Source organism: Streptomyces sp. NPDC006259, from assembly GCF_042870975.1.
Taxonomy (GTDB): Bacteria; Actinomycetota; Actinomycetes; order Streptomycetales; family Streptomycetaceae; genus Streptomyces.
The window spans coordinates 156,767-182,070 of the sequence record NZ_JBIAHY010000012.1; the positions used below are offsets into that span (position 1 = coordinate 156,767).

Consider the following 25,304-nt stretch of genomic DNA (forward strand, 5'->3'; position numbering starts at 1 on the left):
GGTCGTGATCGGCTGCGGAGCTGTGGGCACCAGCGTCTTCCTGCACCTGGTGGACCCAGCCGCCCGGCCGCATCCCGTACCGCCCTCGCGCCCACGCGCGGGCCGGATCCGGTCGGTGACTCTGGTGGACCCCAACCCGGTCGGCTGGGGGCTGGCCTTCGGAGACGGTGACCCGCTGCTGATGTGTAACAGCGCGGTCAACCTCAACTCCCTTCTGGCCCACCACCCCGCGGACTTCTTCGAGCACCTGCGCGAGCACGGCTGGCAGGGCCGCCCCGACGACTGCGTGCCCAGGGCGTGGATGGCCGCCTACAGCCACCAGCGCTACACCCGGGCCCGTCGAAGCGCCACCACCCGGGGCATCCAGGTCCAGCACCTGCGCGCCACGGCCCGCACCGTCACCGCACAGCACGACGCCTACCACGTCCACCTGGACGACGGTCAGGAGATCACCGCCACCCACGTCGTCATCTGCCCCGGCGTTCACCGGCCCCGCACCCCCGACGCCTTCCCCCCGCACCAGCACCATCCCGCCTACCTGGACAGTCCGTATCCCACCGCCCGGCTGCGCGGCCACCTGACCGGGCCGGCGCGCGTTCTGGTACTGGGCACCCATCAGAGCGCCATCGATGCCGCCCTGCTGCTGTGCCGCGACGGCCACCACACCACCCTCACCTCCCCCTCCGGCCGGCTACCCGCCGTCCGCACCGCCCTCACGGCCCCCACCCGTCCGCACCCGCCGCTACAGCGCATCACCCGTCTCGATCCCGCCGACCCCCACCTGGCGGACAAGATCACCCGGCACGTCATCGAGGCGATCCGCCTCATCGACCCGCGCCCTCTGCGCCACCAGACCTCCGCCGCCACCGACCCCGCCCAACGGCTGCGGGAGGAAATCGCCCTGGCCGAGCGGGGAGCCTGCGGGTGGGCCGAGATCTGCACGCCCCTCATCGAAGCGGTCATCGCCCTCGCCCCCGCCCTGCCACCCGCACACCGCGACGCCCTGATGACACGCTCCGGCTGGTTCATCAGCCGCTACGCGACCGCCACCACCCTCATCAACGCACGTCGGCTGCTCACCCACATCAACGCCGGAGCGCTGCACGTGGCCGACTCCTATCCCACCACCGCCTCCTTCACCGGCGGCAGCTGGCGCGTCCAGCGGCCGGGCCGCGCACCGGAGCACTTCGACCACGTCATCAACGCCACCGGCTTCCACCCGCCCCACCTGGCTTGGGAGCCGGGCAACAACACCTGGTACCTGAATCCTTCGCCCGTTCCTCCCAGCACCGCACCGGTGGAGAACCTGGAAGCAGACCTGAGACTGCGTCCCCGCCCCGCGGCGCCGCCCGAGCGGATCTGGGTGGTCGGCGTCGCCACCCACATCCGCATCCCCTTCGCCAACCACCTGCGCAACGCGGTCCGCCAAGCCGGGCAGGTCACCGACCAAATCCGCACCTCGCCCCTCTGACGGCGAGGGCCGAGACCTGCCCCCGCTGCCACGACCGGCAGCACCGCAGCCTCCCCTTCCGGCATCTGCCCTTTCGATCCGCACGGCACATTGGGACAGGCGGCATACCCAGCCATGGTGCCCACCACGGCCGAAAGCACCCTGCCGAGCGGGCTGCGCGGTAGTTGCGGGCCCACTGTTGAATACCGGGTCATGGCTGCAGTGACCGCAATGCTTGAAGAACTCCGCGACCTGGTCCCGCTGACCGTCGAGGGTGCGGCGGAAAAGTTCGCGACCCAGGAGTGGACGCCCGGCGGCAAGCCCCGCGACGGCGTGGAGACGTCCTGGCGCAAAGACGGCATCCGGGGATGGAACCAAAAGTTCCGCAGCGGAGCCGTCCGTACCTCATTCGCCGTCTGGATCCGCGACGTCGACGAGTCCGGCTACTTCGACGACGTGGACGCCGTCTACGAACAAGGCGAGCAGGAACTGGCCACGTTCCTCCCCGAGATCGAAAACTCCCCACTCGCCGGTCACCTCACCGAGACCGACCTGACGGATGAGGACAAGGACGAGTTCATCGCGGCTCGCAAGTGGATCCTCGACGGACGGACCCTGACCGCCGGTGTCATACAGCAGGACACCGACCTCCCCGTGATGGTCGTGGTCGTCCTGGAAGAACCCGCGCCCGCCTCAGTGTGATCCTGCGGACCGGCTGCTCCACATCCGCCCCGGCAGGCAGGCATGACGTCCGCGGGGGAGGCCTGGCCGCTGCGCGTGCGCGTGCACGGCGGCCGCGTCGACCACCACGCCCTCCAGACACAGCCGAGGCGCCGGCAGATGGCCTGGCCGAGTGCTGCCCGTGCGCGCGGACGACTCCGAGCGGCCGTTGTGCGGCACCCTGTGCACGACTTGCGTCCGCGTCCTGGCTGAGGAAGCCGATCGGGCCGCGGCTGCGGCCCGCGCGCACAAGGCGGCGCTGCAGGGCCGACAAGCCGCCGCTGCCCGGCCGTGCCCTCCTCCTCCCGGCCGGAGGCGGCTGCTCCTACGGCTGCCCGTCCTGTGCCGTCTGCCGTTCCGCTGCCCGCCTACGACACCAACAGCGCACACGACCGGCGCATACACGCACGCCTGACCGAGCTGGCAGCCCTGCGCGGCTGCACACTCGAGGAGGTCCCCCAGCAACTCGACACCGACCTGGCCGCCGGGCGCACCCCCGTCGCAGCGCAAGATCGCGGGTTCGACGTCGATGAGCCCGAACGCCTCGAGCTACTCGTGGGTTCCGTAGGCGTCGCAGCCGAGGCCGAAGTGCCCGGCGCGCTCGAGGCCGGTGACGTAGCTCGTCCGGCGCGTTCGCGGCCTGCGGGACGCCGAATCAGTGGCTGTAGAGCAGGAGCGTGCCGTTCCACGTGCGGCCTCTCCTTGCGGCCCGAACGCGTACCGAACGAGCCCAGGATGGACGGGCTGAACAGGCTACGGACGCGATCTCACCAGCTCGGGAAAGGGCCTCGAGACCGCGCACAGCGGATTCTCATTCCACCGCGGCCGTAATCCCGGGCCTGGTGGGGGCGAGATCATCCGACCAGGCCCGGCAAGGAACCCACTGGAGCAGCAAGGTCGTTCTGTTCTTGTTGAACGCCCTCTCAGAACTCAGAACATGGTGTTGTCGTTGGCGGAGGTGGCCGGGACGTCCTGCAGCACGTCCCAGTGCTCGACGATCTTCCCGCCCCGCACCCGGAACAGATCCACGACGGCCTGACCGCGCTCTCCGGGCGTGTTCACGTAGTGGCTGTGGACGGCGACCAGGTCCCCCTCGGCGACGACGCGCTTACGAGAGACGGCCAGTTCCGGGAACGCCCGGAAGTACGCCCCGAGGCCGTCCCGCGCACCGGCCAGGCCATCCGCGATGGTGGGATTGTGCTGGTGGTACTCGGTGCTCCAGTACGTGTCGAGCGCGGACAGATCCTTGTCGACGATGAGCCGGTCGAACGCCTTGGTGACGAGTTTCTTGTTGGAGGCGGTGAGCCACCGCGGCCCGGGTTGCCCGGTCGGTGGCCGACTGACCGTGGCAAACATGTCGTTGCCGTTCACACTGCTGTCCGGGACGTTCTGCCCGGTGTCCCAGTGCTCGGTGATCTTCCCGCCCTGGAACCGGAAGATGTCGAACACGGCCGAGCCCCGGCTTCCGGGCGTCAGGACGAGGTTGGAGTGCACCACGACGAGGTCGTTCTCGGAGATGACCCGCTTGACATCGTATTTCGCGTCGGGGAACCGCTGATGCATCGCGACAGCCAGGTTCTTCAACGTGTCGGCGCCGTTGGGTGCGGTGGGGTTGTGCTGGATGTAGTCGGCCCGCACGAACCTGTCCACGACCGCGGTGTCGCCCCGCTCGAACGCCCCCTTGAGGACGCGTACGGCAACGTTCTTCTGGTAGTCGAGCCGGGCGCCGTCATCGGCGTACCCGAAGGCGTGACCTGCGCTGACGGACGGCGAGGCGACGGCGGGTACGGTCGCGGCGCCCAACAGGGAGGACGCGGCGAGCGTGGCGATGAGGAGGTGACGGGCAGACATGCGGGAAGTCACGATGCTCCTTCTCTCGGGATCTCGGTCTTTCGTGGAACGAGGGGGCGGATTCAGTTCTTGGGGCCGAACATGTAGGCGTTGGTGACGTCGATGAGTGCCGCGCCCTTGTAGGTGGGGTAGCGCTCGGTGATGGCCTTCTTGTAGGCGTCGCCGTCGTCGCCGAGCAGTTCGCGGCCGGCGTTGACGTAGTCGGTCAGTTCGGCCCAGATGCCGGGGTCGGTCGGTTCACCGTGGCCGGGCAGGATGGTGTCGTACTCGGTCTCGGCGGCGAAGCGGTCGATGTTGGCCTGCCAGCCGTCGAAGTCCTTGTCCAGGAACCACAGGTGGGCGTGGTTGTAGACGACGTCCTGGGCGACCAGGACACCCTGCTCGGGGAGCTTGACCACGAGGGTGGTGTGGATCTCGCCGCCGGTGACCTTCTCGAACACGAAGGGGATGCCGTCGATGATCTCGGTGCCGGGGGTGATCTCCACGGTCGGGGTCATGTCGGCGAGCGGGATCGGGGCGCCGGTGGGCAGGTCGGTCTTGGCGCCCACGGCGACGATCTCCGCGATGGTCTCCGGCAGGGCGTGCACGGGGACGCCGAAGCGGGCCGCGCCCTGGTAGTGGTCGGGGTGCGCGTGGCTGACGACCAGGCGGTCGAGCGGCTTGCCGAGCTGCTTGGCGTAGGCGACGACCTCGTCGGCGTAGGCCACAACGAACTGGGCGTCGACGGCGACGATCCGTGACGGCGTCTCGATCAGCTGGGTGTTGACGTCCAGGCCGTCCTCAGGCGCGGTGTAGCTGTGGATGCGGACCTGGCCCTTGTCGATGACCGTGATGGTGCCGTGCATGGCTGTGCTCCTGACGTAGATCGGGGGAGGGAATGAGGCGGGAGGGGCGGATCGGTGGAGGCCGGGACCGAAGGGACATCCACCGGAGCGGACACTGCCGGCTTCCGCGCGATGCGGAGCGATCGCCCTCAGAACAACTCCATACTGGGGTGCAAGCGGATATCTCGCGAGGTACGCTCCGGACTCGTGATGGTCCACAGGCGACACACCGAGGGGCGGCCCGGTCGGCGGGGGACGGAGCTGCCGGAGGTGGTCTTCCAGCCTCCGGCGGGGACTCCGGCGGGCCTGGAGGTGATGCCCCTGGCCGACTTCCGGGCCCGTACACGCGACTGGCCCTGGCACATCGCCACCCCGCACCGGCAGGACTTTCACACCCTGGTGCTGGTCACCTCCGGCACCCTGCGTCACCGGGTCGACTTCGCCGGGTACGTCCTGCAGACGGGTTCCTGGCTGTGGATTCGCCCCGGCCAGGTCCATCAGTGGCAGAACCCCGACCAGGCAGAGGCCACGATGGTGCTCTTCCAGGACGATTTCGTCGCCCCCGACACAGCTGAACTGGCCGGTCTCGGCACCTCGTTCGGCATGCCGCTGTACAGCCCGGACGCGGTCGAAGCTCAGGCTCTGGCGGCTTCGGCCGAGCAGCTGGCAGCGGAGTTCTCCCAGCGTGCCCGCCACCCGCTGCCGGTGCACGCCGCCCTGCTGCACCGCCTGCTGGATGTCGTGTTGCTCCGTCTGGCTCGTCTGCGGCAGTCGGGCCCGGCCGAGGAGGCCACCCCCGAGCCCTTCCTGCGATTCCGCGATGCCGTCGAGCAGGGGTTCACCCGCACGCACCGTATCGACGACTACGCCCGCGAACTCGGCTATGCCCCCCGTACGCTCACCCGCGCCACCCAGACCGCCGCCGGGATCAGCGCCAAGGACTACCTCGACCGGCGTCTTCTCCTGGAGGCCAAACGTCTCCTGGCTCACGGCACCGATCCCGCCGCCACCGTGGCCACCCGCCTCGGCTTCACCAGTGCCACCCACTTCGGCAAGTTCTTCCAGCGCCACACCGGCCACACTCCCCTCGCCTTCCGGGCCACGCAGCGGGACCGGCCGTCGAAGTAGCCGGCTGCGACACCCGGGCACTGCGGGCCCCTGACTTGCTTCTCTTGTTCGGAACATCTGGACAGCCGGTCACGCAGCGGTTCGAGGTGCGTGTGAGGGAGCCGGACCCGCAGAGCCGGGGCGGTGGATGGGTCCGGTGCCGCGCGACAGGGGCAGGCCGGTGGCCCGATGGCTGTGGGCGATGATCTCCGCGGTGATGGAGATGGCTGTCTCCTCGGGGGTGTGGGCGCCGAGGTCGAGTCCGATCGGGGAGTTGAGACGGGTGAGTTGTTCCGTCGTGACTCCTGCCTCGCGCAGCCGCCGGTCGCGGTCGTCGTGGGTTCGGCGCGAGCCCATCGCGCCGACGTAGGCGACGGGAAGGCTCAGCGCCAGCGTGAGGAGGGGGACGTCGAACTTGGCGTCGTGGGTGAGGACGCAGATGGCGGTGCGGGCGTCGACCTCGGTGGCAGCGAGGTAGCGGTGGGGCCAGTCGACGACGACTGCGTCGGCGTGCGGAAAGCGGGCGGTGGTGGCGAAGACGGGGCGGGCATCGCAGACGGTGACGCGGTAGCCCAGGAAGCTCGCGGCCTGGCTGAGGGCGGCGGCGAAGTCGACCGCGCCGAAGATCAGCATCCGGGGCGGGGCGGCGTGGGTGTGGACGAGGACCGACAGGCGCTCGGGGCAGGTGTCGGCGTCTCCGCCGACCTCGGCGAGACCGGTACGTCCCGCTCGCAGGAGGGCGCGGGCCTGTGCCACAACCGCTCGGTCCACGTTCTCCCTGCTCAGAGTGCCGTCGTAGGCGCTGCCGCCGCCGACCAGGCTGAGGGTGCGGCCGAGGAGGTCGGCGGGGCCGTCGACGACCTGGGCCACGGCGGCGGGTCTGCCCCGTACGACTTGTTCGAGGGCGGTGGTGAGGTGGGTCTGCTCTGTCGGCTCCACGCGCTGGACCAGGACGTCGATCTCGCCGCCGCAGGTCAGGCCGACGGCGAAGGCGTCGTCGTCGGAGTAGCCGAACCGGGCGCGTGCGGGGCCGCCGCCGTCCTGGAGCATCTGTTGGCACAGGTCGTAGACGGCTCCTTCGACGCAGCCGCCGGAGATGCTGCCGACCGCCGTGCCGTCGGTGTCCACGGCCAGTGCGGTGCCGGGTGGCAGGGGTGCGCTGCCGCTGACCTGGATGACGGTGGCGAGGGCGAAGGGGCGGCCCTCGCGGCACCAGGCGTACAGCGTGTCTGCGATGTTCAGCATGGAGGGCCTCCGTGGGGGACGGTTCTGGGCGGGCCGCCGCCGTGTCGGCGCGGGACAGGTGACACGGCGACGGCCCTGGTGTCCGGCGGGCAGGCCGCTCACCCGCCGCCGGACGGTCAAAGAGGCGCCCTGGTGCTCAGAGCAGGGCCTCTGGGGTGATGGGCAGTTCGCGGATACGGCGGCCGGTGGCGTGGAAGACCGCGTTGGCGATGGCGGGTGCCACGCCGACCTGGACGATCTCCCCCAGGCCCTTGACGCCGATGGGGTCGGCCTCGCGGTCGTCGCCGTCGAGGTAGATGGCCCGCAGGTCGGGGATGTCGGCGTTCACGGGGACGAGGTAGTCGGCGAGGCTGGCGTTGACGATACGGCCGTCACGGTGGTCGGTGACCGTGTGCTCGAGGAGGGCTTGGCCGATGCCGCCGACCATGCCGCCCAAGGCCTGGCTGTCGGCGAGTTTGGGGCTGATGATGCGGCCCGCGTCGTACACGCCGAGCATCCGCCGCACCCGTACCAGTCCCAGCCGGGCGTCGACGGCGACCTCGGCGAAGACCGCGCCGTAGGCGAACAGGGAGAACCGTTCCGGTCCCGTGGGCCGGGTGAAGGAGCCCATGGCTTCGAGGTGGGTGCGTTTGTTGCGGGTCAAGAGTTGCTGGTAGGTCTCGCCGCGGGCGGGGTTGTTCTTCACGTGCAGTCGGCCGGCGCGCACGACGACGGTGTCGGGGTCGGCGCCGTGGAGCGGCGATTTCTCGTCCTCGACGGCGAGTTTGATCGCCTGCTGCCGCAGCTTGTCGCAGCCGTCCTGGACGGCCGATCCGACGCTGGCCATGGTCCAGGAGCCGCCGTGCGGCGGGGCCGGCGGCATGAGGGAGTCGCCGAGGCGGAACGTCACGTTGCGCATCGTCAGGCCGAGGGCGTCGGCGGCGACCTGGGTCTGGGAGGTGTAGGTGCCCGGACCCATGTCGCTGGCCGCGGACTGGATCAGCGCGGTGCCGTCGGCGTCCAGCCTGACCGACGCCGACGCGTCGTTGCGGGCCGTGTCGTAGACACCGGTGGCCATGCCGGTGCCGATCAGCCAGTCGCCGTCGCGGGTGGTGCGCGGGCCGGGGTTGCGCCGGTGCCAGCCGAACTCGCGGGCGCCGACGGTGTAGCACTCGCGCAGCCTGCGGGTGGAGAACGGCAGTCCGCTGGACTCGTCCTCGGCGGGTTCGTTGCGCAGCCGCAGCTCGATCGGGTCGATGCCGAGCTTGTGGGCGAGTTCGTCCATCGCCGATTCGATGGCGTAGGAGGCGGTGGTGTAGCCGGGGCCGCGCATGAACAGCGGGGTGTGCACGTCCAGCGGTACCGTCCGGTACTCCTGGCTGACGTTGGGCATGCTGTAGAGCATCTGTCCCGGGACGAGGACGGACTCCATGAACGTCTCGTACGACGATGTCTCGGCGCGCACGTCATGCGTCATCGCGGTCAGGTGGCCTCGCCGGTCGCTGCCCAGGCGCACCTTGTACTCGTACGTGGGCCTGTAGCCCGTTCCGAAGTACAGCTGTTTGCGGGTCAGGGCGAGTTTGACGGGGCGCTTCACCTCGCGGGCGGCGAGGGCCGCGATGGTGACGTGTGGCCAGGCCCGCAGCCCGCTGCCGAAGCCGCCGCCGACGAACGGCGAGATGACGCGCACCGACGGCGGCGCCATACCGAACACCGTGGCAAGTTCTATCTGTGTGCCGAACACCCACTGGGTCTTGTCCCACACGGTGAGCTGGTCGCCGTCCCAGCGGGCCGTGGTGGCGTGCGGCTCCATGGCGTTGTGGTTGTTGCGGGCGAGGTGGTACGTCATCTCCATGCGCACGGCGGCCGAGTCCAGCGCCTTGTCCGTATCGCCCCGTGCGTATTTCTGTGGCTCGCCGGGCCGTGCGCCGGCCATGTCGGTCGACGGCTGCGTGGCGTCGTAGGTCACCTTGACCAGACTGGCGCCGTGCTGGGCGGCCTCCAGGGTGGTGGCCACCACGACGGCGACCGGCTGGCCGTGGAAGAGGACCTTGTCGTCCTGGAAGACGTGCAGGCGTTCGCCCGGCGGTGCGGTGGGCAGCGGGTTGCGCTGGTAGGGCAGCTTGGGAGCGTTGAGGTGGCTGATCACCTTCAATACGCCTGCCTGGGCGAGGGCGGCGCGGGTGTCGATGCCGGTGATGCGGCCCTTGCCGATGCTGCTGTCGACAACGACCGCGTGCACGGCTCCGTCGATGTCGTGATCCACGGCGTACCGTGCCTTGCCGGTGACCTTGAGCCGGCCGTCCACCCGGGAGAGCGGGGCGCCGACGGCTGCCTGCGGCTGGGAGCTCATTCGCTGCCTCCTACGATGCGCAGCTGGCGTTCGACGGTGCGTTTGAGGAGTTCGGTCTTGAAGCGGTTGTGCTCCAGGGGGCGGGCTCCGTCGGCGGCCTGTTCGGCGGCCTGTGTCCACAGGGCTTTCGAGGGGCGTTCGCCGATGAGGTGCCGCTCCACGGCGGGCAGCTTCCACGGCACCGTGCCGACGCCTCCGGCGGCGACCTTCGCCTCGCGGATCACCCCGCCGCGGATGTGGAGGGCGACGGCCGCGGAGGTGAGGGCGAACTCGTAGGACTGCCGGTCGCGGACCTTCAGGTAGCCCGACTTGAGCGGACGCGGATGGGCCGGGATCTCCACCGCCGTAATCAGCTCCCCCTTGCGTAGAGCCTGTTCGCGGTTGGGGGTGCTGCGGGGCTGGAGGAGGAAGTCCGCGAAGGCGACCTTGCGCTCCCCGGCCGGTCCCAGCAGGTGGACGGTCGCGTCCAGTGCCGCGAAGGCCACGGCGACGTCGGAGGGGTGCGTGGCCACGCAGTCGTTGGACGTGCCGAGGATGGCGTGGGTGCGGTTGAAGCCCTCGAGTGCGGCGCACCCGGAGCCCGGTTCGCGCTTGTTGCAGGCCGCGGTCACGTCACGGAAGTACGTGCACCGGGTGCGCTGCATGATGTTGCCGCCGATGGTCGCCATGTTCCGCAACTGCGCCGAAGCGCTCAGCTCCAGCGCCTGCGAGATGACCGGGTAGGTGGTGCGCACCTTGGGGTGGGCTGCGGCCTCGGCCATCCGCACCAGCGCGCCGATGCGCAGTCCCCCGCGTTCGGTGACCGTGACCTCGCGCAGCGGCAGCGCGCTGATGTCGACCAGCGTCTCGGGGCGTTCGACGGTCTCACGCATCAGGTCGACCAGCGCGGTGCCGCCGGCTATGTACCGGCCGCCGCGCCGGCCCGCCGCGAGTGCGCCCCGGGTGTCGGAGACCTTGGTGAAGGAGAAGGGATACATGGCTCACCTCCCGCCTGCGGTCTGCTCGACAGCCCGCACGATCTTCACGTAGCAGCCGCAGCGGCAGATGTTGCCGCTCATCCACTCGCGGATCTCCTCGTGCGAGCCGGTGTGGCCCTCCTTGATGCAGCCGACGCCGGACATGATCTGACCCGGTGTGCAGAAGCCACACTGGAAGGCGTCCTGCTCGATGAACGCCTGCTGCAAGGGGTGGAGTTCGTCGCCGTCGGCCAGGCCCTCGATGGTGGTGACCTCGGCGCCCTCCAGGCGTACCGCCAGCGTCAAACAGGAGGTGACCCGCCGTCCGTCGACCAGGACCGTGCAGGCGCCGCAGGCGCCTGCGTTGCAGCCCTTCTTGGTGCCGGGCAGGCCGAAGTGCTCGCGCAGGAGGTCCAGCAGTGAGGTCCGGTTGTCGATGACGGCGATGTGCCGCTTGCCGTTCACGGTCAGTGCGACGCGACCGCTGGGCGGAGCTTCGGCGGCGGACGCCTCCTCGGCGCCGGACGGGGAGGCTCCCGCGACCAGGCCGCCCGCCATCACGGCGCTGCCGACGGCGGTCGTCGTGGCGATGAACGTGCGTCGGGACGGCGCCGACGCCGGCCCGTCAGGGGGAGAGCCGTATGACTCGGGAAGTTCGGTGGACATGGCCACTCTCTTCGTTCGGCGACAGTTGGGGTGGAGGGGGGGTCGGTGGTCTCACTCATGCGGCGTGCCGGACGACTGTCGGTCAGGGCAGCTGCGGGTACAGCGCGGCGACGCCTCCGGCCAACCCGCCTTGTACCTGGCGGCTGACGTCGTCCGCGAGGATCTCGTAGGCGCCTGCGGCGAGGCCGTCGGCGGCGAGGCGGGCGACGTCCGCGGGGTCGGTCTTGGGCCCGGTGACCTCCCGGGTCATGTCGGTGTCCATGGCGCCGACGTGCAGTCCGGCCACCCTGATGCCCTGGTCGGCGAGCTGCACGCGCAGGGTGTTGGTCAGCGACCACTCCGCGGACTTGGCGGCGCAGTAAGCGCCGGTCTCCGGGAAGCTGAACCAGGACAGAGCGGACAGGATGTTCAGGATGGCGCCGCCGCCGTTGGCCGCGATCTGCGGCGCGAAGCCCCGGACCACCGAGAGGGTGCCGAAGTAGTGGACATCCATCTCCAGGCGGGCGTTGTCGAGGTCGCCGGTGAGCAGGTCGGTGCCGGTGCCTATGCCGGCATTGTTGATCAGGACCGTCACGTCACCGGTGGCCTTGGCGGCGGCCGCGACGGAGTCGGGGTCGGTGATGTCGAGGGCGATCGGCGTGGCGCCGGGCAGGTCGACCTGGCCGGGGTTGCGGGCACCGGCGTAGACGGAGGCGCCGCGGCTGAGCAGTTCGGCGGCGAGTGCGCGGCCCAGGCCGCGGTTGGCTCCGGTGACGAGGACGGTGCTGGTGGAGAGGTCCATGGGAATGCTCCTGGTGCTGTGGTGCGTGCAGGTGATGGACGGGGGCGGTGTGCCGTACCCGGTCGTGGGTCAGGCGGTCGGGCCGGTTCTGTGGGCGGTGTGGTCACTGGTGCGCGCGGACTGCCGGCCGCCCGCCGGGAAGATCTGGCAGCTTGTGGTGGCGTGGGCGAGCAGCCGACCGGTGAGGTCGGTGACGGTGGCGGTGGCGTAGGCGGTACGCCGGCCGACGTTCATGGCGGTGGCTTCGCAGCGGATGCGGCCGGTGTCGGCGGTGACCGGGCGAAGGAAGGTGATGTTGAGGCCTTGCGTGGTGTAGCCGGTTCCGGCGGGGATGCGGGTGTAGACGGCGGCGCCCAGGGCGTTGTCGGCGAGGGTCGCGAGGATGCCGCCGTGGACGGTGCCGAGCGCGTTGTAGTGCCATTCCGCGGGGCTCAGTTCGAACACGGTGCGGCCCGGTTCGACCTCGATAGGTTCCAGGGCGATGGTGTTCGCGGCCGGAGGAGCCGGCAGCGTTCCCTTGCCGATCCCCTGCATCACCTCCAGGCCGCTCAGTTGCTCGGCGGCCTCGATGGTCGGGTGGGGATCCTGCCAGGTGTAGGCGCGGTGCCGGGGGGTGGGTTGCGTGCTCATGAGGCCGTGGGGGTGGGCATGGGCGTTCCGTTCTGGTGGGGGCGGTTGTGCACGGAGGTGAGGGCCAGCACGGCGGCGGCGAGGAGGACGGCTGCGGTGACAGCCAGGCCGGCGTGCACGCCGGAGGTGAAGGCGTCCGCGATCGCCGCGCGCACCGCGTCGGGCGGTGGAGTGGTGCCGGTCGTGCCGGAGGCGACGGCCTGCTCGATGGGCGCGCGGGAGACAGGAGGTATGCCGTGCGCGGCGAGTTGGTGGGGTAGGTCGGCGGTGACGCGGCCGGCGAGGAGCGAGCCGAGCAGCGCGGTGCCCATGACCGCGCCGACCTGCCGGGCGGTGTTGACCGCGCCGGAGGCCATGCCCGCGCGTTCCGGGGCGACGCTGACCAGCGCGGCGGCCGTGCTGGGCGCGATGACCAGGCCGGACGCGGCACCGAACAGCGCGAACAGCGGCCAGACCCGGCTGTAGGGGGTCTCCGCGCCGACCATCGTCAGACCGAAGACGGCGAAAGCAGCGAGGAGCAGACCGACCGTCAGGGGTGCCTTGAAGCCGGTACGGCGGATCACCCGGCCTGTGAGGTAGGCGGAGACGACATAGACGCCGAACAGCGGCAGCATCCGCCGGCTGGTGTCCAGCGCGTTCAGGTGCTGGACGTTGTTGTAGAACATCACGACGAGGACGGCCACGCCGGTGAACCCGAAGAGTGCCACCGCGGCGATGACCATCACGGCGCTGAAGGAGCGTGAGGCGAACAGCCGCACGTCGAGCATCGGCTCCGCCACACGAAGCTCGACGGCGATGAACGCCACCGCGCCGGCCGCGGCCACGGTCCAGGCGGCGATGACCGGACCGGCGGTGTAGCCGTCCTGGCCGCCCTGGATGAGGGCGTAGACGAGACTGGCGATCGCGATGGTGCCCAGCACTGCGCCGGCCACGTCGAGGCGGCCGTCGGGGGCCAGGGACTCCGCGGCGAACGGGATGGCGACCAGCAGCGTGATCACCCCCAGGACGGGGTTGGACACGAACACCGCGTGCCAGCTGAAACGGTCCAGCAGACCACCGGCGAGCAGCGGGCCGACGGCCAGGCCGATGCCCGACGACGCGGCCCACACGGTGATCACCTCGGTCCGACGCTGCGGATCGGTGAAGGCCGCGCCTAGCACGGCCAGGCTGTTGGGCAGGATGAGCGCGCCGCCGACACCGGAGACCGCCTGTGCGGCGATCACCATGGCGGTGGTGTCGGCGGTCGCCGCCAAGAGACCTCCGCCGATCATGACGACGACGCCGACGCAGAACATCCGCTTGCGGCCCAGGAGATTGCCCAGGGTGCCGGACGACAGCACCAGGGCTGCCACGACCAGCGTGTACGCGCTGGGTATCCAGATCAGCGCACCGGGGCCGACGTGCAGATCGTCCCGGATCGCCGACAGCGCCGAGATCGTGGCGGTGACGAGCAGGAACGTCATCATCACGCCCAGGCACATCGCCACCAGCGTCAGTGCTTCCCTGCGCCGTGCGGCCGCTCGCAGGTCCGTGGCGGCGCTGCGGCCGCCCCCGGCCCCGCCATGTGAGGGAACAGGGTGCGACGGCGCCGTAAGCCGGGCGCGGCGAAGGAACTCACGCATGATCGACATGTCCAGAAGCTAGGTGGGGGTGGTGTCGTCGGACGTCGTCCTAAGGGCCCGACGGGGTCATCCGCCAGGCCGTGTGAATGGACGGTTCCTACGCCTGCTGGTTCATGAGGCCGACGTAGTGGCCCAGGTTCCGCTCGATCTCGTCGAGGCCGATCTCGGCGATGGCCTGCCCCAGCTGCGGCACGCGGGCCTGGAACCCCGGCCAGTTGACCGATTCCGCGAACTCCGCCCAGGACGCGCGCAGATCGGCCACCGGCGGCAGGCTCGACCGGTTGATCTGTGTCTTGGCGGCCAGGACGGACTGCTTGTCGAACGAGGCGATGCGCGCCGCCACACCGCTCACCAGCTCGTCGAGTTCGGCGTCAGGGACGGCCCGGGTCACCCACCCGTACCGCTCGGCCGTATCGGCGTCGAAGTCCTGGCTGGTGAGGATCGCCTCGAGTGCGCGGTCCCGCCCCAGCAGCCGGGCCAGACGGTCGCTGCCGCCACCGCCGGGGACGATGCCGATCCCGACCTCGGGCTGGCAGAAGAACGCCTCCTCGCGGCTGGCGTAGCGCAGGTCGAAGGCCAGAGTGATCTCGTCCCCGCCGCCCCGGGTGCGCCCACGGATGGAGGCGATACTGATGAACGGCGCACTGGTCAGGCTCGTGACCAGGTCGACCCACGTGGGAGTCCCGTCGGCGCTGTTCAGCGCGAGGAGTTCTGGCACCTGGCCCAAATCGGCGTGGTTGTAGAAGTAGCCGGGCGTACCGCTGTCGAAGATGACGACCTGGACCTTCTCGTCCTGGCTCAACTCATCGACGACGTCGGTTAGTTGAGTGACGGTGTCCGCGCCGACGACGTTCGCGGGCGGGTTCGAGAAGGTGACCTTGCGGATCCTCGGTGCCACGGTCTCGATGGAGAACATGCTGTGCTGCGTCATGGTGAGATCACGTATTCCTGTGCTGATGTGAAGAGGTTCGTGCGGAGGAGAGGTCCATGCCGGAAGAGGAAGGCGTGGCCGCGCGGTGCACGTACGCCGGAGGGATGTTGGGCCATACCACCGGGCTGCGCTCCAAGGTGGAGAACCGCGCCGCCAGCTCGGCGGTGAAGCGGCGGGCCGGGGGCGCCCATACCGCGTGTACGTAAGCGAAGGTGCTGAACCGGCCACTCGGACTCAGTACGCCGGTCACCGCGTCGAGGATCCGGCCCTGCCGCTCGTGCGGCATGACGGTCCACGGGAGACCGGAGACGACGACGTCGACCTGGTAGGGGACGAGCTTCGTCAGGTCCTCGGCGGAGCCGTGGAGCACCTCGACGGCACTGTCGGAGTACCGTTCCGTGAGCCGGCGGGCGAACACCGGGTTGAGCTCGACCGCGACCAGCCGCGCTGCCGGAGCCAGCTGCCGCAGGATCGCTTGGGTGATCGCGCCGGTGCCGGAGCCCAACTCAACCACGACGTCGGCGCGGTCCAGGTCCAGGCCGGCGGTCATGGCCTGTGCGAGTGCGGGAGAACTGGGGGCGACTGCGCCGGTCAGCCGGGGGTGGCGAAGAAACTCGCCCATGATCGACATGCCCTGAAGCTAGGTATCGGCCGTATCGTCGGGAGTCATCCTGAGAGTCCGACCGGGTCATCCGCCAGGACGAACGAGTCCACTCTCGTAGGCCAGGACGACGGCCTCCACCCGGTCGCGGATGTGCAGTTTGGTGAGGATCCTCGCGACGTGGGTCTTGACCGTGGTTTCGCCGAGAAACAACTTCTCGGCGATCTCCACGTTGTTCAGCCCGCGGGCGATCAGACCCAGCACCTCGCGCTCGCGGTCGGTCAGTACGTCGAGGCGGGCGTCGGTGAGTGGGGCGACGGCGCCGGTGACATACCGGTCGATCAGCCGTCGTGTCACCGACGGGGCGATCATCGCGTCGCCGCGCAGCACCCCGCGGATGGCGACGAGCATCTCGGCGGCCGGCACGTCCTTGACGACGAAGCCGCTCGCTCCGGCGCGGAGCGCCGCGTAGGCGTACTCGTCGCGGTCGCACGCGGTGATGACCAGTACCCGTGTCCCCGGCAGGACGGCGTGCAGCTGTGCGATGGCCGAGATGCCGTCCAGGCGCGGCAGCCGCACATCCATGAGGACGAGGTCCGGGCGCAGTGTGAGTGCCTGCGTCAGGCCCGCCTCACCGTCCCCGGCCTCGCCGACGACCGTGAGGTCCGCCTGGCTGTCGACCACCATGCGCAGTCCGACCCGCATCAACTCCTGCTCATCCCAGATCAATACGCTGGCCTCGGTCATGGTGCACCGCCCTGGCCGGGCCGATCGGCGTGGCGGGCACTGGCGTGGACGGTGATGGCGTAGCTGGGCAGTTCGACGGTGAGCATGCGGTCCGGACACCGTTCGGCCCCGGTGACGAGGAGGGCGTGGGTGGTGAGGGTCATGAAAAACTCCGGTCGATCGGCGAATTGGTGGACTGGTGGACGCGGTGGATGAGGAAGGCAGTTCGTCGCGCCGGTGGCCTGATTTGACCTGTGCTGCGTTGCGGATCAGTCGCAGGCGCCATGGGTCAGGCGGTTGGGTCAGTACCGTGGGCGGCGCGGTGATGCCGGCTTGGCCCCCGCGTCTCCGGTCGGACTGCGCCCTTCGAACGCGACCAGGGTGACGACGATCGCGGCGGCGACGAAGGCCGCCAGATACGCCGGGGCCGCCGGTGTGACAGCGCATCCGACGACCAGGGCGGACAGTGCGACCAGCCGTGCCCGGGGCAGGTCGTCGAACAGGGTTGCCCCGTGCCAGGTCTGCGCGGCGATGTAGAGGGCGGGTCCGCCGAACAGCAGCAGGTTCGTGGTGATGCCCGCGTGATGGGCCGGGTGGGCGATGAGGCGTTCGTCGCCCGCCGCGGCGGCGATCATCCCGGCGACGGAGACCATGAGACTGTAGACGCCGCTGCGCCCGGCCCGGATGGGGTCTTCCGTCTCCTCGTAGTGGCGCACAATGTGCTCGGAGCGGCTGAAGAACAGCCAGAACAACGCGATCGTGCCGGTGAGCGCCACGCCGGCGGTCAGCAGGGTCATCGGCTCGTACGGTGCCCCGGTGAGCGCGGTTCCCGTGGTCAGGATCGTCTCGCCGAAAGCGATGATCATGAACAGGCGGCCGCGTTCCAGCAGGTGCCCGCCCGCGAAGGTGACCTCGCGGGAGTCCAGCCTGCGGCCGGGCAGCGGATGCGCCGTCCAGGTGCCCACCAGCTCGATCAGGGTCGCCGCGGCCCACCACGTCAGCCGTGCGCCGCCGTCGGCCGCCGCGCCGATCAGCCACACGGGTGCGGCCGCGACGAACCAGACCAGCACGCGGCGGAAGTGCTCCTGGTTGACCGGGTCGAGACCCACGGTGAGCAGCCAGACCGACCGGCCGATGTGAATCAGCAGGAAGGCACCGACGAAGACCCACCCGGCGTCGTCGAAGGCCCGCGGGATCGCCGCGTTCATGAACAGCCCCGCGAACATGACCGCCGTCAGCATCCGCCGGGTCCGTGGGTTTTCGGCCGGGACGAGGGCGACCGCCCACGTGGTGTACGCCCACGCCGCGTAGACCGCGCCGTAGAGCACGAGCGTCTGGGCCGCGCCGGTCCACGTCGGGTGGGCCAGCAGCTGATGCGACAGCTGGCCGATCGCGAAGACGTAGACCAGATCGAAGAACAGTTCCAGCGGCGTGACCTCCCGGCGCGCCGGGCCCTCGGGCAACTGCACGGTGGATCTCCTCGGTCGGGGAGGCATGCCGGCTCCTGAGGTGCCGGCCGCATTCCTGTGAGAGCTCAGGCGGCGAGGAAGGTGTTCACCTGCGTGGCGAACGGGAGCGTGTGCTGGAACGGCAGAGCATGCCCGGCGTCGCCGTACAGAACGAGGGTCGCGGTCCCCGTGTGCTGGACGGAGAGGTACGCGGCCCAGTCGGGGATCATGACGTCCTGCGTGCCATGGACGTACAGAACGGGCTGGGTGAGCGCCGCCAGCTCCGCCTTGACCTGCTCGAACGGGACCGCTGTGCTCTTGGCGATGGCGGTCGCCTGGGCCTTCTGGGCGGCCTCGGAGACGGCGGGGCGGCCGGTGGCCAGCCGGGTAGCCACCCGCGCGAGGTGGACCTGCCCGGCGGCGCGCCCGGCGTCGGTGTCGGGGAAGAACAGGAACACCATGTCGTCCGGGGAGACCTCGCCCTTGGCGAGGATGGCGCCCACCTGCGCGTTGCGGGGCGGTGCGCCCGGCAGGTCGCTGCCCGGCGAGGCGGCCACCACGACGAGCCTGCGCACCAGAGCGGGGCGGGTGCGGGCGATCTGCTGGGCGACGGTGCCGCCCAGGGTCCAGCCGAGCAGGTCGACCTGTGCGAGGCCGAGGGCCTCGATGAACTCGGCGGTGCCGTCGGCGAGGCCCTCGACGGAGTCGTGCGGGATGCCGTCGGTGTAGCCGGCGCCGACGTAGTCGAACACGATCACGTCGTGGTCGGCGGCGAGGAGGTCGAGCAGCTCGGGGTCCCACCAGTCGAGGGTGCCGAGGAAGCGGTTGAGCAGGACCAGCGGGACGCCGCCCCGCGGTCCGATGCGTCGGTAGGTGAACGTGGCGGAGGGTCCTTCGACGGTGAGGTCCTCTGCCGTGTCTGCCAGATAGGTGCTCATGGCGGGCTTCGCTTTCTTGTCGCTGCTTCTTCGAAAGGAGGTCAGGCGGCGGGCAGTCGGTTGAGCTTGCGCAGTTGCTGGTCGAACATGCGGGCGGGGACCAGGCGGCGCATGGTGCGGACGCGTCCGGTGATGGCGCCGGCGGTGTAGCGCAGCTTGGGCTTGCTGTCGGTGGCGGCGGTGACGATCGCCTTGGCGACGACGGCGGGGTCGTCACCGTCCTTGACCGCGCCGGCCATGTACTCGTCGAAGACCTGGCGGCGGTGGGCGTAGACCGGCAGGGGCTGGTCGGGCCGCACGCTGGCCGCGTCGAAGGCGGTGTTGGTCCAGGCCGGTTCGACGAGCAGGACCCGTACGCCGTACTCGCGGACCTCGTGGTCGACGGACTCCGAGTAGCCCTCGATGGCGTGCTTGGAGGCGGCGTAGGCAGCCATGTAGGGCTGCGGCATGAACCCGACGATGGACGAGATGTTGATGATGCGTCCGCTGCCCGCTGCGCGCATGTGCGGCAGGACGGCGTTGGTCATGCGGATGACACCGAAGACGTTGATGTCGAAGAGGCCCTGCGCCTGGGCGGCGGAGCTTTCCTCGGCGGCGCCCGCCGAGCCGATGCCGGCGTTGTTGACCAGGACGTCGATCCGCCCGAACCGGTCGATGACCTCTCCGACCGCCGCGACGACCGACTGGTCGCTGGTGACGTCGAGGTCGAGGAAGGTCACACCCTTGGGCGGGGTGACGTGCGCGGTGTTTCGGCTGGTCCCGACCACCTCGTAGCCCGCTGTGACCAGCGCGAGAGCGGCTGCCTTGCCGATGCCGGAGGACGCGCCCGTCACGAGGGCTACCGGTCGGGTTGTCGTCATTGCGGACTCCTGACTCAGTCGGATCGCGCTGGTCGCGATCCTCAATCGGTTTCACTAATGTATCAGCTTCTAAAGCAGGAGCAACAGGTGAGCATCAATTAATGGGCGACTCGTATCGTCCGCGTATCCATTACGGATAGTTGCCGCGCGGACGCTGAGCGCGGACTGCGCGACTCCAGTGGCAGCGGAGCGGGTGCCGTGTAGAGGGCTTTGGCGCCTCGATGGAGCAGATCGTGGAGGCGGCGGGGCTGACGCGGATCACGGCGCACCGGGGTTCGCGAACCGGCAGGCGCTCCTGGAAGCGCCCGTAGCCGGTCGGCGGAGTGTTGTCGGATTTTCTGGGTGAGTCGGCGTCGACAGCTTTGCCGTGCCAGGCCTGTCATGGGTGAAGCGGTTGAACGGAGCCGATCTCGATGCCCGTCGGCGTCCAGGAAGCACCTCGTCGTGCGCAGGTCGGGGAGCGGGTGTGCCGCTCGCGATCACGCGTAGCCGCACCCCTGAGGCGAAAGCTGAAACGCGTGCGGCGAGAGGCATGCAGCGGTGCCCGGCGTCTTCCGGATCTGTCCGGTCTCCACCCGGCCGCGGGGGCAAGCACCACCCTGTCCGAGTGGGTCGACGTCACCACCGGACACTGGGCCGGTATCGCAGGTAGCCAGTTCGCAGGGCTCGTCAGTTCGGTGGCGGTGACCTGAGCACGGTGCACCGTCGTGCAGCCGCACCCTGCCGGGTTCCGTTCCGGCGGGGTACGGCTGCCGGTTCGTTTGTGTAGGTGTCGGCACCCGTCTCGCGGTGGAAGGGCCGTCAGCGGTCGAGGAAGGCATTCACCTGGTTGCCGAACTTGACGGCGTACTGGAAGAGGAACCCATGGCCGGAGTTCGGGTAGATGCTCAACTGGGCGTTGGGGAGGTACTTGGCCAGCAGACGGGAGTTCTCGGGGGGCATCAGCATGTCACTGTCGCCGTCGGCGACCAGAACGGGCTGGAAGAGGGCGTTCAGGCGGACCAGCTTGGACTTGTCGGGGATGCCCCACTCCGACATCGCGGTGAGCTGGGCGTCGCGGGTGGCGAGGCTGGCGGGAGCGTCGGGGTCGGTGGTGCGCTGCCCGAGGCGCTGCAGGAACTCCGTTCCCGCGGCCTGGCTGGATGCGGTGCCCTTGAAGAACAGGAAGAGGAAGTCGGCGGGGCCGGGGTTGTCCTTCAGGACGCTGCCCAGCACCTTGGGGTCGGACTGACGCTGGTCCACTCCGCCCTGGGGGCCGGTGCCGGCAAGGACGACGCGGCGGACCTGTCAGCGGCGGTGCAGGGCGACCTCCTGGGCGATCTGGCCGCCGAGGGAGAAGCCGAGCAGGTCGTAGTGGGGCAGCTTGAGGGCGTCGATGAAGTCAATGGCGTCCAGGCTCATTTCCTGGATGGTGCTGGGGGTAGTGCCGGTGGAGCCGCCGACGCCGACGTTGTCCACGAGGATGACCTCGCGCTTGGCGGCGATGGTGTCGATGAGCTTCGGGTCCCAGTTGTCGAGGGTGCCGCGGAAGTGCTGGAAGAAGACCAGCGGCACGCTGCCGTGCCTGGAGTGGCCGAAGCGGCGGTACTGGTAGGTGACGCCGTTGACGGCCTTGACGCGCAGGTTGGGAGCAGTGCTGGCGCTCTCGGCGCTCTGCGTCCGGGTGACCGCGTGACGCGCGGCGCCCGAGCTGTCGCTCACGGAGTTGGCCATGCTCGGTACGGTGCCGACGACGGCCGCGATGACCGACATGCCGGTCACCGCCACGGCGGTGCGGCGGGGGATGAGGGTGCGTAGAGTGGTCGAGGACATGCCAATTCCCTTGGGGCGTTGGGCCGAAGGCATCCTCCGGCGTGGGTGGACCCTGTCGAGTACTGCTGTGCGCTTCGAGTGCGGACGTCTTGCGGGCTGCGCGCACCGATGCCGCCCTGGCTTCCAGTCCTCTTCTCGAGTTGCCTGTCTAGTCGGGCGCTGAAGTGCGCGGGTGCCATTCCGGACACTTCGCCTGGACGCCTGGACGCCAGGACGGACTCGGGCGGACCGGGGGGTTGCGGTTGCCGTGTGGACTCCCCAGTTCAGGCGACGTGTTCGTCTTGCTGCGGTCGGGGCGCCTGCCCCGGGGGACAGTCACGCTGAAGCACGCCTGATCGTGCGCCGCGACCCTATAAGTTGCATCAATGTATCATCTACAGCCTCACTAGCAACAGAACTGAATCAACTAACAAACAACCGGTATCGTTCACGTATCCTCTACAAGGAGACAAGCGTCGAACAACAAGGCAGGAGACAGACATGGGCCGACCACTGCGGGCAGACGCCGAGCGCAGTGTCCGCGCGATTCTGGAGGCGGCGGAACGCGTACTGGCCGAGGACGCCGGCGCCTCCATGGAGCAGATCGCCGAAGCAGCGGGGCTGACCAGGATCACGGTGCACCGCCGGTTCGCGAACCGGCAGGCCCTCCTGGAGGCGCTCGCTGTCTCCGCGAAGCAGCAGCTCCTCGACGCGATCGGGGAGGCCCGGCCCGACTCCGCTCCCGCGCTGGTGGCCCTGTACCGGGTGACCGCGAACGTCCTGCGGATCAAGAGCACTTGGCGCTTCACTCTCAGCCACGCCACGCCCCACACCAGCGCCGCAGCCGCCCTCTGGAAAGAGATCGACGCCTACACCGTCGAACTCCTGACCCGAGCCCGGAACGAGGGACTCCTCGCCTCGGACGCGGACCTGGACTGGACGCGGCAGGTGTACTACGCCCTCCTGTCCGAAGCCATCAACAGGCCCGGCGCGAACCAGGACCCGGCCGCTCAGGATTCGGACGCGCTGGCCACACTCGTCATCGACACACTCCTGCACGGCGCGGGACCACACGACTGAGCCCAACGATGGTGAGACCACATCTGGCCTGACCGCCCGGTAACCCGCTGGGCCGTTAGCCCGTGTCAGGATCAGCGAATGAGCCGTCCGGTCGAGACGAACCTGTGGGCGGACACCACTGCGGCCACGCAGCGCGCCAAGCCGCTTCGGCCTGCGGCCGGGTCGATGCCGATCCGGCAGGCGGCGGCGTCGGTTCCGCTGGCGTGGATGCGAAACCGCCGTGTCCCGCCCATCAGCAGGGATGCTCCGGCGTTCAGGGCGCGAAGGGCCTGAACCATTTCCACTCCCTGAGGGCTGTCCCGTAATCCCAGACACCCCCTAGGGTCGTGCTTCCTCGGCCCTGACGGCCTTCGGGTCCGGCCGCAGGAACACCGAGGCCGCGTCCGACTCAGTCAGGTGCAGGCCCGGCCGGAAGCGTGCCCGCCGCCCCTCGGCGCCGCGCCTGGCCTCAGCCCCGCCCCTGCCCTCGCGCTGGCCCTCGCCCTCGGTACGTCGCCTGTCGCGCCCCGCCGGACCGCGCTGACACAGGAAGTCGAAGTACCCGTCCCGTACCTGGCTCCCGGTCGGCTCCTCCTCGGCGGCTGGCAGCAGTTGGACATTGTCGACCGGCCGCCAGCACGGACCGAGCGAGGAAAGCGCGCCCAGCGGCATGCTCACCAAGTGCCCCTGCGGCAGGCGGGCGATCAGCCGGAGCCCCAGTCTGGCCACGGTGGAGAACTGCCCGGTGCTGATCTCGCCGACGGTCCGGAAGCGCCGGTTCGGACCCTGTTCGAGGACCGTGAGGCCGTCGGACCGGTGGACGAGGAGCAGGGTGCCGTCGGCGGTTCTCACCGGGTCGAGGGCCATTACGTCCCCGGTGACGTGATGTTCCCGCTCCCGGACCAGGAGTGTCTGCACGCCGCAGATCTCGGAGGTACCCAAGTCTGTAGCACTCAACACGCCGCCCTCGGCGGCCAGTTGCTCGATGCTCAGCTCAGGGACGTCTGCGAGCAGGGACACCCGGAACGGTCCGCCGGCCGTGGTGCGCAGACGCGCCCGCACGGCGCTCTCGTCCTGCTGTGCGCGGACGAGGACTCGCTCGGTGGCCCCGGAAACCCTGCCGGTGAACCCCCAGAGCCGACGCGTGCGTTGGGCGAGCACATCCGGCGGATCGTCCCGCCACTTAATGTCCCACCGCTTCTGCTTCGCGTAACAGCGGCTGATGCGCTGCGCCTCCGCCTGGATTTCGAGGTCGCGCCGCGCGTCCTCCGGCACCGGGGCACCGGCCGGTACCACCACCCGGCGTCCGCCGACGCTGGTGACGACCACGACGGGCACGTCCGAGAGCAGATAGTCGTTGTAGGGGATGTCCAGCCGCCTCGGCGCATTTCCCGCCGTCCCCGCCCTCGAGCCGTGCACGGTGCTCCGCCGCCGGCAGGCCGCACGCCGCCTGCCGACAGCCCGTAGAACCGGCAGCCGGGGAATGCCAGCCAGCGCCGCATCGCCGCGGCGGCTGCGGACGTGGATGCAGAGCTGCGGACGATGAGTGCGGTCCCGCGCAACGTGCGAAGGAAGCGCGGGGCCGCAGGCCGCGGCCGTCCTGTCGAGCCGGGCAAAAGGGACCGTACGTCACCCGCCGCCGATACCCCACGCGGCACTCCGCGCGGGGTACCGCCGGACTGTCCGTCGGCAGGCCCACCGCCTGCCGCTCCCAGCGCCGTCCCGCTGGCGCCGTCGTTGCCCGTCTTACGTTTTCCACTCGGGGGTCAGCCGCCGTCCTAGCGGAACTCCGGCTGCGCACATGGACTCCACCGACGGCACGAGACCCCAAGCCTCAAACGGGCCCGGGGTCCGGCAGGGTCAGACGGAAGCGCTCACGCATCTGGTGGGGATCACGCGGGCGAGGTGAACGCTCCCCCGTGGGGCGGAACCCCATGCGCTGGTACAGGGCTCGTGCTCGCTCATTGCCATCCGCCACCGTCAACGAAACTGACGTGGCACCGTGGGCCGAAGCATGACCGATCGCAGCGCTGATCAGTGCCTCTCCCACGCCTCGCCCACGCCAGGCCGACGCTACCCACATTGCGTCGAGCTGGCGTTCTTCGGTTAGCGTGCCCGATGCGGTCACCAACGCAGCGACGCCCACCGCCTGCTCTGCGGACCAGGCCAGGAACCAGGCGCTTACCAAGATTCGCTGGAGCCAGAAAGCTTCAGGTCTTGCCCTTTCGTCGGCCAAGGTGGAGCCGAACGCGTCGGCGTCCGCTTCCAGAGCGCGCAAACGAAGCTGCTTGAGTGCAGTCCAGTCCTCGCAAACCGCCCGTTCGACCCTCAGCATGCGTACATACTCGTGGCGCCCCAAGGGGATCTCCACGGAGTTTCCTGCCTGCCGGGACTACGGCTGGTGTCAGCGGGATTCGTCGTAGGGGTCGCGGCTGCCGGACTTGGCCAGGCCTCGGCTGATCATGTAGCCGACGGTGAGGACCACGATGTAGAGCCATGCCTTGTCGGCGCGGAAGTAGTCGGCGTGGCCTTCGTCGTCTCCCACGACCATGGAGGCGATCAGGACCGCGACGACCGCGGCGATGTAGGCGAAGAACTCGGTGGTCTTGAAGGCGGCCTTCGTTTCGGTCGACAGCCGGCGCGGCCGGTGAGCGGCCGCATCGGTGCCCGCGTGGTGGCCTGCGTTGCCGACCGGATTCACAGCGCTCATGAGAAGGCACCTTTCTTGTTCATCGGAGCGCCTGATGCGCTCCGACTGTGGCTGGG

At 69.8% G+C, this 25,304-nt stretch carries 25 protein-coding genes; 4 read left to right on the top strand and 21 right to left on the bottom strand.

Annotated features, from left to right (window positions below; all coding sequences use genetic code 11):
- The first annotated feature begins 4 nt into the window (after positions 1-4).
- Positions 5-1,471, top strand: coding sequence for an FAD/NAD(P)-binding protein (locus ACFYO5_RS36295; protein ID WP_388717696.1), 1,467 nt, complete (start codon positions 5-7; stop codon positions 1,469-1,471).
- Between the two features lie 210 nt (positions 1,472-1,681).
- Positions 1,682-2,152, top strand: a complete 471-nt coding sequence (locus ACFYO5_RS36300; RefSeq protein WP_388717573.1) for a hypothetical protein — start codon at positions 1,682-1,684, stop codon at positions 2,150-2,152.
- A gap of 948 nt (positions 2,153-3,100) precedes the next feature.
- Here the strand turns inward: ACFYO5_RS36300 and ACFYO5_RS36305 are convergent.
- Together ACFYO5_RS36305 and ACFYO5_RS36310 are read right to left on the bottom strand one after the other, a co-directional pair.
- The gene (locus ACFYO5_RS36305; protein WP_388717576.1) at positions 3,101-4,021 is read right to left on the bottom strand and encodes a nuclear transport factor 2 family protein; all 921 of its coding nucleotides are present in this window, start codon (positions 4,019-4,021) and stop codon (positions 3,101-3,103) included.
- A 62-nt stretch (positions 4,022-4,083) separates the two neighbouring features.
- Positions 4,084-4,866, bottom strand: coding sequence for an MBL fold metallo-hydrolase (locus tag ACFYO5_RS36310; protein WP_388717579.1), 783 nt, complete (start codon positions 4,864-4,866; stop codon positions 4,084-4,086).
- Between the two features lie 189 nt (positions 4,867-5,055).
- Between ACFYO5_RS36310 and ACFYO5_RS36315 the strand changes: the two genes are divergently transcribed.
- Entirely contained in the window at positions 5,056-5,973 is a 918-nt protein-coding gene (locus tag ACFYO5_RS36315) for a helix-turn-helix domain-containing protein (protein WP_388717699.1), read from the top strand.
- 69 nt (positions 5,974-6,042) lie between these two features.
- Here ACFYO5_RS36315 and ACFYO5_RS36320 read toward each other — a convergent pair whose 3' ends face one another.
- The 16 genes from ACFYO5_RS36320 to ACFYO5_RS36395 form a co-directional block, all read right to left on the bottom strand.
- Positions 6,043-7,197, bottom strand: a complete 1,155-nt coding sequence (locus tag ACFYO5_RS36320; RefSeq protein WP_388717582.1) for an XdhC family protein — start codon at positions 7,195-7,197, stop codon at positions 6,043-6,045.
- A gap of 136 nt (positions 7,198-7,333) precedes the next feature.
- A complete protein-coding gene (locus ACFYO5_RS36325; RefSeq protein ID WP_388717585.1) occupies positions 7,334-9,529 on the bottom strand; it encodes a xanthine dehydrogenase family protein molybdopterin-binding subunit in 2,196 nt (731 codons plus the stop codon).
- Entirely contained in the window at positions 9,526-10,506 is a 981-nt protein-coding gene (locus ACFYO5_RS36330) for an FAD binding domain-containing protein (RefSeq protein ID WP_388717588.1), read from the bottom strand. Before ACFYO5_RS36330 ends, ACFYO5_RS36325 begins: the two co-directional genes overlap by 4 nt.
- Before the next feature lie 3 nt (positions 10,507-10,509).
- On the bottom strand, positions 10,510-11,151 hold the full coding sequence (locus tag ACFYO5_RS36335; protein ID WP_388717591.1) for a (2Fe-2S)-binding protein: 642 nt from the start codon (positions 11,149-11,151) through the stop codon (positions 10,510-10,512).
- A gap of 82 nt (positions 11,152-11,233) precedes the next feature.
- Positions 11,234-11,932 carry an SDR family oxidoreductase gene (locus ACFYO5_RS36340; protein WP_388717594.1) on the bottom strand — a complete coding sequence of 233 codons (699 nt, stop codon included), beginning with the start codon at positions 11,930-11,932 and terminating at the stop codon, positions 11,234-11,236.
- 69 nt (positions 11,933-12,001) lie between these two features.
- The gene (locus tag ACFYO5_RS36345; protein WP_388717597.1) at positions 12,002-12,562 is read right to left on the bottom strand and encodes a PaaI family thioesterase; all 561 of its coding nucleotides are present in this window, start codon (positions 12,560-12,562) and stop codon (positions 12,002-12,004) included.
- Positions 12,559-14,193, bottom strand: a complete 1,635-nt coding sequence (locus ACFYO5_RS36350; RefSeq protein WP_388717599.1) for an MFS transporter — start codon at positions 14,191-14,193, stop codon at positions 12,559-12,561. The genes ACFYO5_RS36345 and ACFYO5_RS36350 overlap by 4 nt, the downstream gene beginning before the upstream one ends.
- A gap of 88 nt (positions 14,194-14,281) precedes the next feature.
- Complete coding sequence (locus tag ACFYO5_RS36355) at positions 14,282-15,115, bottom strand: enoyl-CoA hydratase/isomerase family protein (RefSeq protein ID WP_388717602.1); 834 nt, start codon at positions 15,113-15,115, stop codon at positions 14,282-14,284.
- Between the two features lie 7 nt (positions 15,116-15,122).
- A complete protein-coding gene (locus ACFYO5_RS36360; RefSeq protein ID WP_388717605.1) occupies positions 15,123-15,746 on the bottom strand; it encodes a class I SAM-dependent methyltransferase in 624 nt (207 codons plus the stop codon).
- Between the two features lie 57 nt (positions 15,747-15,803).
- Positions 15,804-16,463 carry a response regulator gene (locus ACFYO5_RS36365; protein WP_388717607.1) on the bottom strand — a complete coding sequence of 220 codons (660 nt, stop codon included), beginning with the start codon at positions 16,461-16,463 and terminating at the stop codon, positions 15,804-15,806.
- Positions 16,460-16,606, bottom strand: coding sequence for a hypothetical protein (locus ACFYO5_RS36370; RefSeq protein ID WP_388717610.1), 147 nt, complete (start codon positions 16,604-16,606; stop codon positions 16,460-16,462). The genes ACFYO5_RS36365 and ACFYO5_RS36370 overlap by 4 nt, the downstream gene beginning before the upstream one ends.
- 138 nt (positions 16,607-16,744) lie before the next feature.
- Positions 16,745-17,911: a low temperature requirement protein A gene (locus tag ACFYO5_RS36375; protein ID WP_388717613.1), complete on the bottom strand. Its 1,167-nt coding sequence runs from the start codon at positions 17,909-17,911 to the stop codon at positions 16,745-16,747.
- 65 nt (positions 17,912-17,976) lie between these two features.
- The gene (locus ACFYO5_RS36380; RefSeq protein WP_388717616.1) at positions 17,977-18,828 is read right to left on the bottom strand and encodes an alpha/beta fold hydrolase; all 852 of its coding nucleotides are present in this window, start codon (positions 18,826-18,828) and stop codon (positions 17,977-17,979) included.
- A 41-nt stretch (positions 18,829-18,869) separates the two neighbouring features.
- Complete coding sequence (locus ACFYO5_RS36385; RefSeq protein ID WP_388717619.1) at positions 18,870-19,688, bottom strand: oxidoreductase; 819 nt, start codon at positions 19,686-19,688, stop codon at positions 18,870-18,872.
- Between the two features lie 801 nt (positions 19,689-20,489).
- Positions 20,490-20,930 carry an alpha/beta fold hydrolase gene (locus ACFYO5_RS36390; protein WP_388717622.1) on the bottom strand — a complete coding sequence of 147 codons (441 nt, stop codon included), beginning with the start codon at positions 20,928-20,930 and terminating at the stop codon, positions 20,490-20,492.
- A 45-nt stretch (positions 20,931-20,975) separates the two neighbouring features.
- Positions 20,976-21,500, bottom strand: coding sequence for an alpha/beta fold hydrolase (locus ACFYO5_RS36395; RefSeq protein ID WP_388717625.1), 525 nt, complete (start codon positions 21,498-21,500; stop codon positions 20,976-20,978).
- Positions 21,501-21,980: 480 nt separating this feature from the next.
- On the opposite strand from ACFYO5_RS36395, the gene ACFYO5_RS36400 reads away from it, so the two are divergent.
- On the top strand, positions 21,981-22,559 hold the full coding sequence (locus ACFYO5_RS36400; RefSeq protein WP_388717628.1) for a TetR/AcrR family transcriptional regulator: 579 nt from the start codon (positions 21,981-21,983) through the stop codon (positions 22,557-22,559).
- Positions 22,560-22,877: 318 nt separating this feature from the next.
- Here ACFYO5_RS36400 and ACFYO5_RS36405 read toward each other — a convergent pair whose 3' ends face one another.
- The 3 genes from ACFYO5_RS36405 to ACFYO5_RS36415 all read right to left on the bottom strand — a co-directional run bounded on the left by ACFYO5_RS36405 (position 22,878) and on the right by ACFYO5_RS36415 (position 25,248).
- Complete coding sequence (locus ACFYO5_RS36405; protein WP_388717631.1) at positions 22,878-23,957, bottom strand: hypothetical protein; 1,080 nt, start codon at positions 23,955-23,957, stop codon at positions 22,878-22,880.
- A gap of 415 nt (positions 23,958-24,372) precedes the next feature.
- On the bottom strand, positions 24,373-24,909 hold the full coding sequence (locus ACFYO5_RS36410; RefSeq protein ID WP_388717633.1) for a GNAT family N-acetyltransferase: 537 nt from the start codon (positions 24,907-24,909) through the stop codon (positions 24,373-24,375).
- A gap of 33 nt (positions 24,910-24,942) precedes the next feature.
- Positions 24,943-25,248: a hypothetical protein gene (locus tag ACFYO5_RS36415; protein ID WP_388717636.1), complete on the bottom strand. Its 306-nt coding sequence runs from the start codon at positions 25,246-25,248 to the stop codon at positions 24,943-24,945.
- Positions 25,249-25,304 lie beyond the last annotated feature (56 nt).

Excerpts from the sequence above, each read along its gene's own strand:
- ACFYO5_RS36360 (WP_388717605.1), bottom strand. The coding sequence starts at position 15,746 with ATGTCGATCATGGGCGAGTTTCTTCGCCACCCCCGGCTGACCGGCGCA.
- ACFYO5_RS36380 (WP_388717616.1), bottom strand. The coding sequence starts at position 18,828 with ATGAGCACCTATCTGGCAGACACGGCAGAGGACCTCACCGTCGAAGGA.
- ACFYO5_RS36340 (WP_388717594.1), bottom strand. The coding sequence starts at position 11,932 with ATGGACCTCTCCACCAGCACCGTCCTCGTCACCGGAGCCAACCGCGGC.
- ACFYO5_RS36345 (WP_388717597.1), bottom strand. The coding sequence starts at position 12,562 with ATGAGCACGCAACCCACCCCCCGGCACCGCGCCTACACCTGGCAGGAT.
- ACFYO5_RS36395 (WP_388717625.1), bottom strand. The coding sequence starts at position 21,500 with ATGTCCTCGACCACTCTACGCACCCTCATCCCCCGCCGCACCGCCGTG.
- ACFYO5_RS36365 (WP_388717607.1), bottom strand. The coding sequence starts at position 16,463 with ATGACCGAGGCCAGCGTATTGATCTGGGATGAGCAGGAGTTGATGCGG.
- ACFYO5_RS36335 (WP_388717591.1), bottom strand. The coding sequence starts at position 11,151 with ATGTCCACCGAACTTCCCGAGTCATACGGCTCTCCCCCTGACGGGCCG.
- ACFYO5_RS36355 (WP_388717602.1), bottom strand. The coding sequence starts at position 15,115 with ATGACGCAGCACAGCATGTTCTCCATCGAGACCGTGGCACCGAGGATC.
- ACFYO5_RS36325 (WP_388717585.1), bottom strand. The coding sequence starts at position 9,529 with ATGAGCTCCCAGCCGCAGGCAGCCGTCGGCGCCCCGCTCTCCCGGGTG.
- ACFYO5_RS36370 (WP_388717610.1), bottom strand. The coding sequence starts at position 16,606 with ATGACCCTCACCACCCACGCCCTCCTCGTCACCGGGGCCGAACGGTGT.
- ACFYO5_RS36300 (WP_388717573.1), top strand. The coding sequence starts at position 1,682 with ATGCTTGAAGAACTCCGCGACCTGGTCCCGCTGACCGTCGAGGGTGCG.
- ACFYO5_RS36315 (WP_388717699.1), top strand. The coding sequence starts at position 5,056 with ATGGTCCACAGGCGACACACCGAGGGGCGGCCCGGTCGGCGGGGGACG.
- ACFYO5_RS36385 (WP_388717619.1), bottom strand. The coding sequence starts at position 19,688 with ATGACGACAACCCGACCGGTAGCCCTCGTGACGGGCGCGTCCTCCGGC.
- ACFYO5_RS36415 (WP_388717636.1), bottom strand. The coding sequence starts at position 25,248 with ATGAGCGCTGTGAATCCGGTCGGCAACGCAGGCCACCACGCGGGCACC.
- ACFYO5_RS36305 (WP_388717576.1), bottom strand. The coding sequence starts at position 4,021 with ATGTCTGCCCGTCACCTCCTCATCGCCACGCTCGCCGCGTCCTCCCTG.
- ACFYO5_RS36400 (WP_388717628.1), top strand. The coding sequence starts at position 21,981 with ATGGGCCGACCACTGCGGGCAGACGCCGAGCGCAGTGTCCGCGCGATT.
- ACFYO5_RS36330 (WP_388717588.1), bottom strand. The coding sequence starts at position 10,506 with ATGTATCCCTTCTCCTTCACCAAGGTCTCCGACACCCGGGGCGCACTC.
- ACFYO5_RS36310 (WP_388717579.1), bottom strand. The coding sequence starts at position 4,866 with ATGCACGGCACCATCACGGTCATCGACAAGGGCCAGGTCCGCATCCAC.
- ACFYO5_RS36350 (WP_388717599.1), bottom strand. The coding sequence starts at position 14,193 with ATGTCGATCATGCGTGAGTTCCTTCGCCGCGCCCGGCTTACGGCGCCG.
- ACFYO5_RS36320 (WP_388717582.1), bottom strand. The coding sequence starts at position 7,197 with ATGCTGAACATCGCAGACACGCTGTACGCCTGGTGCCGCGAGGGCCGC.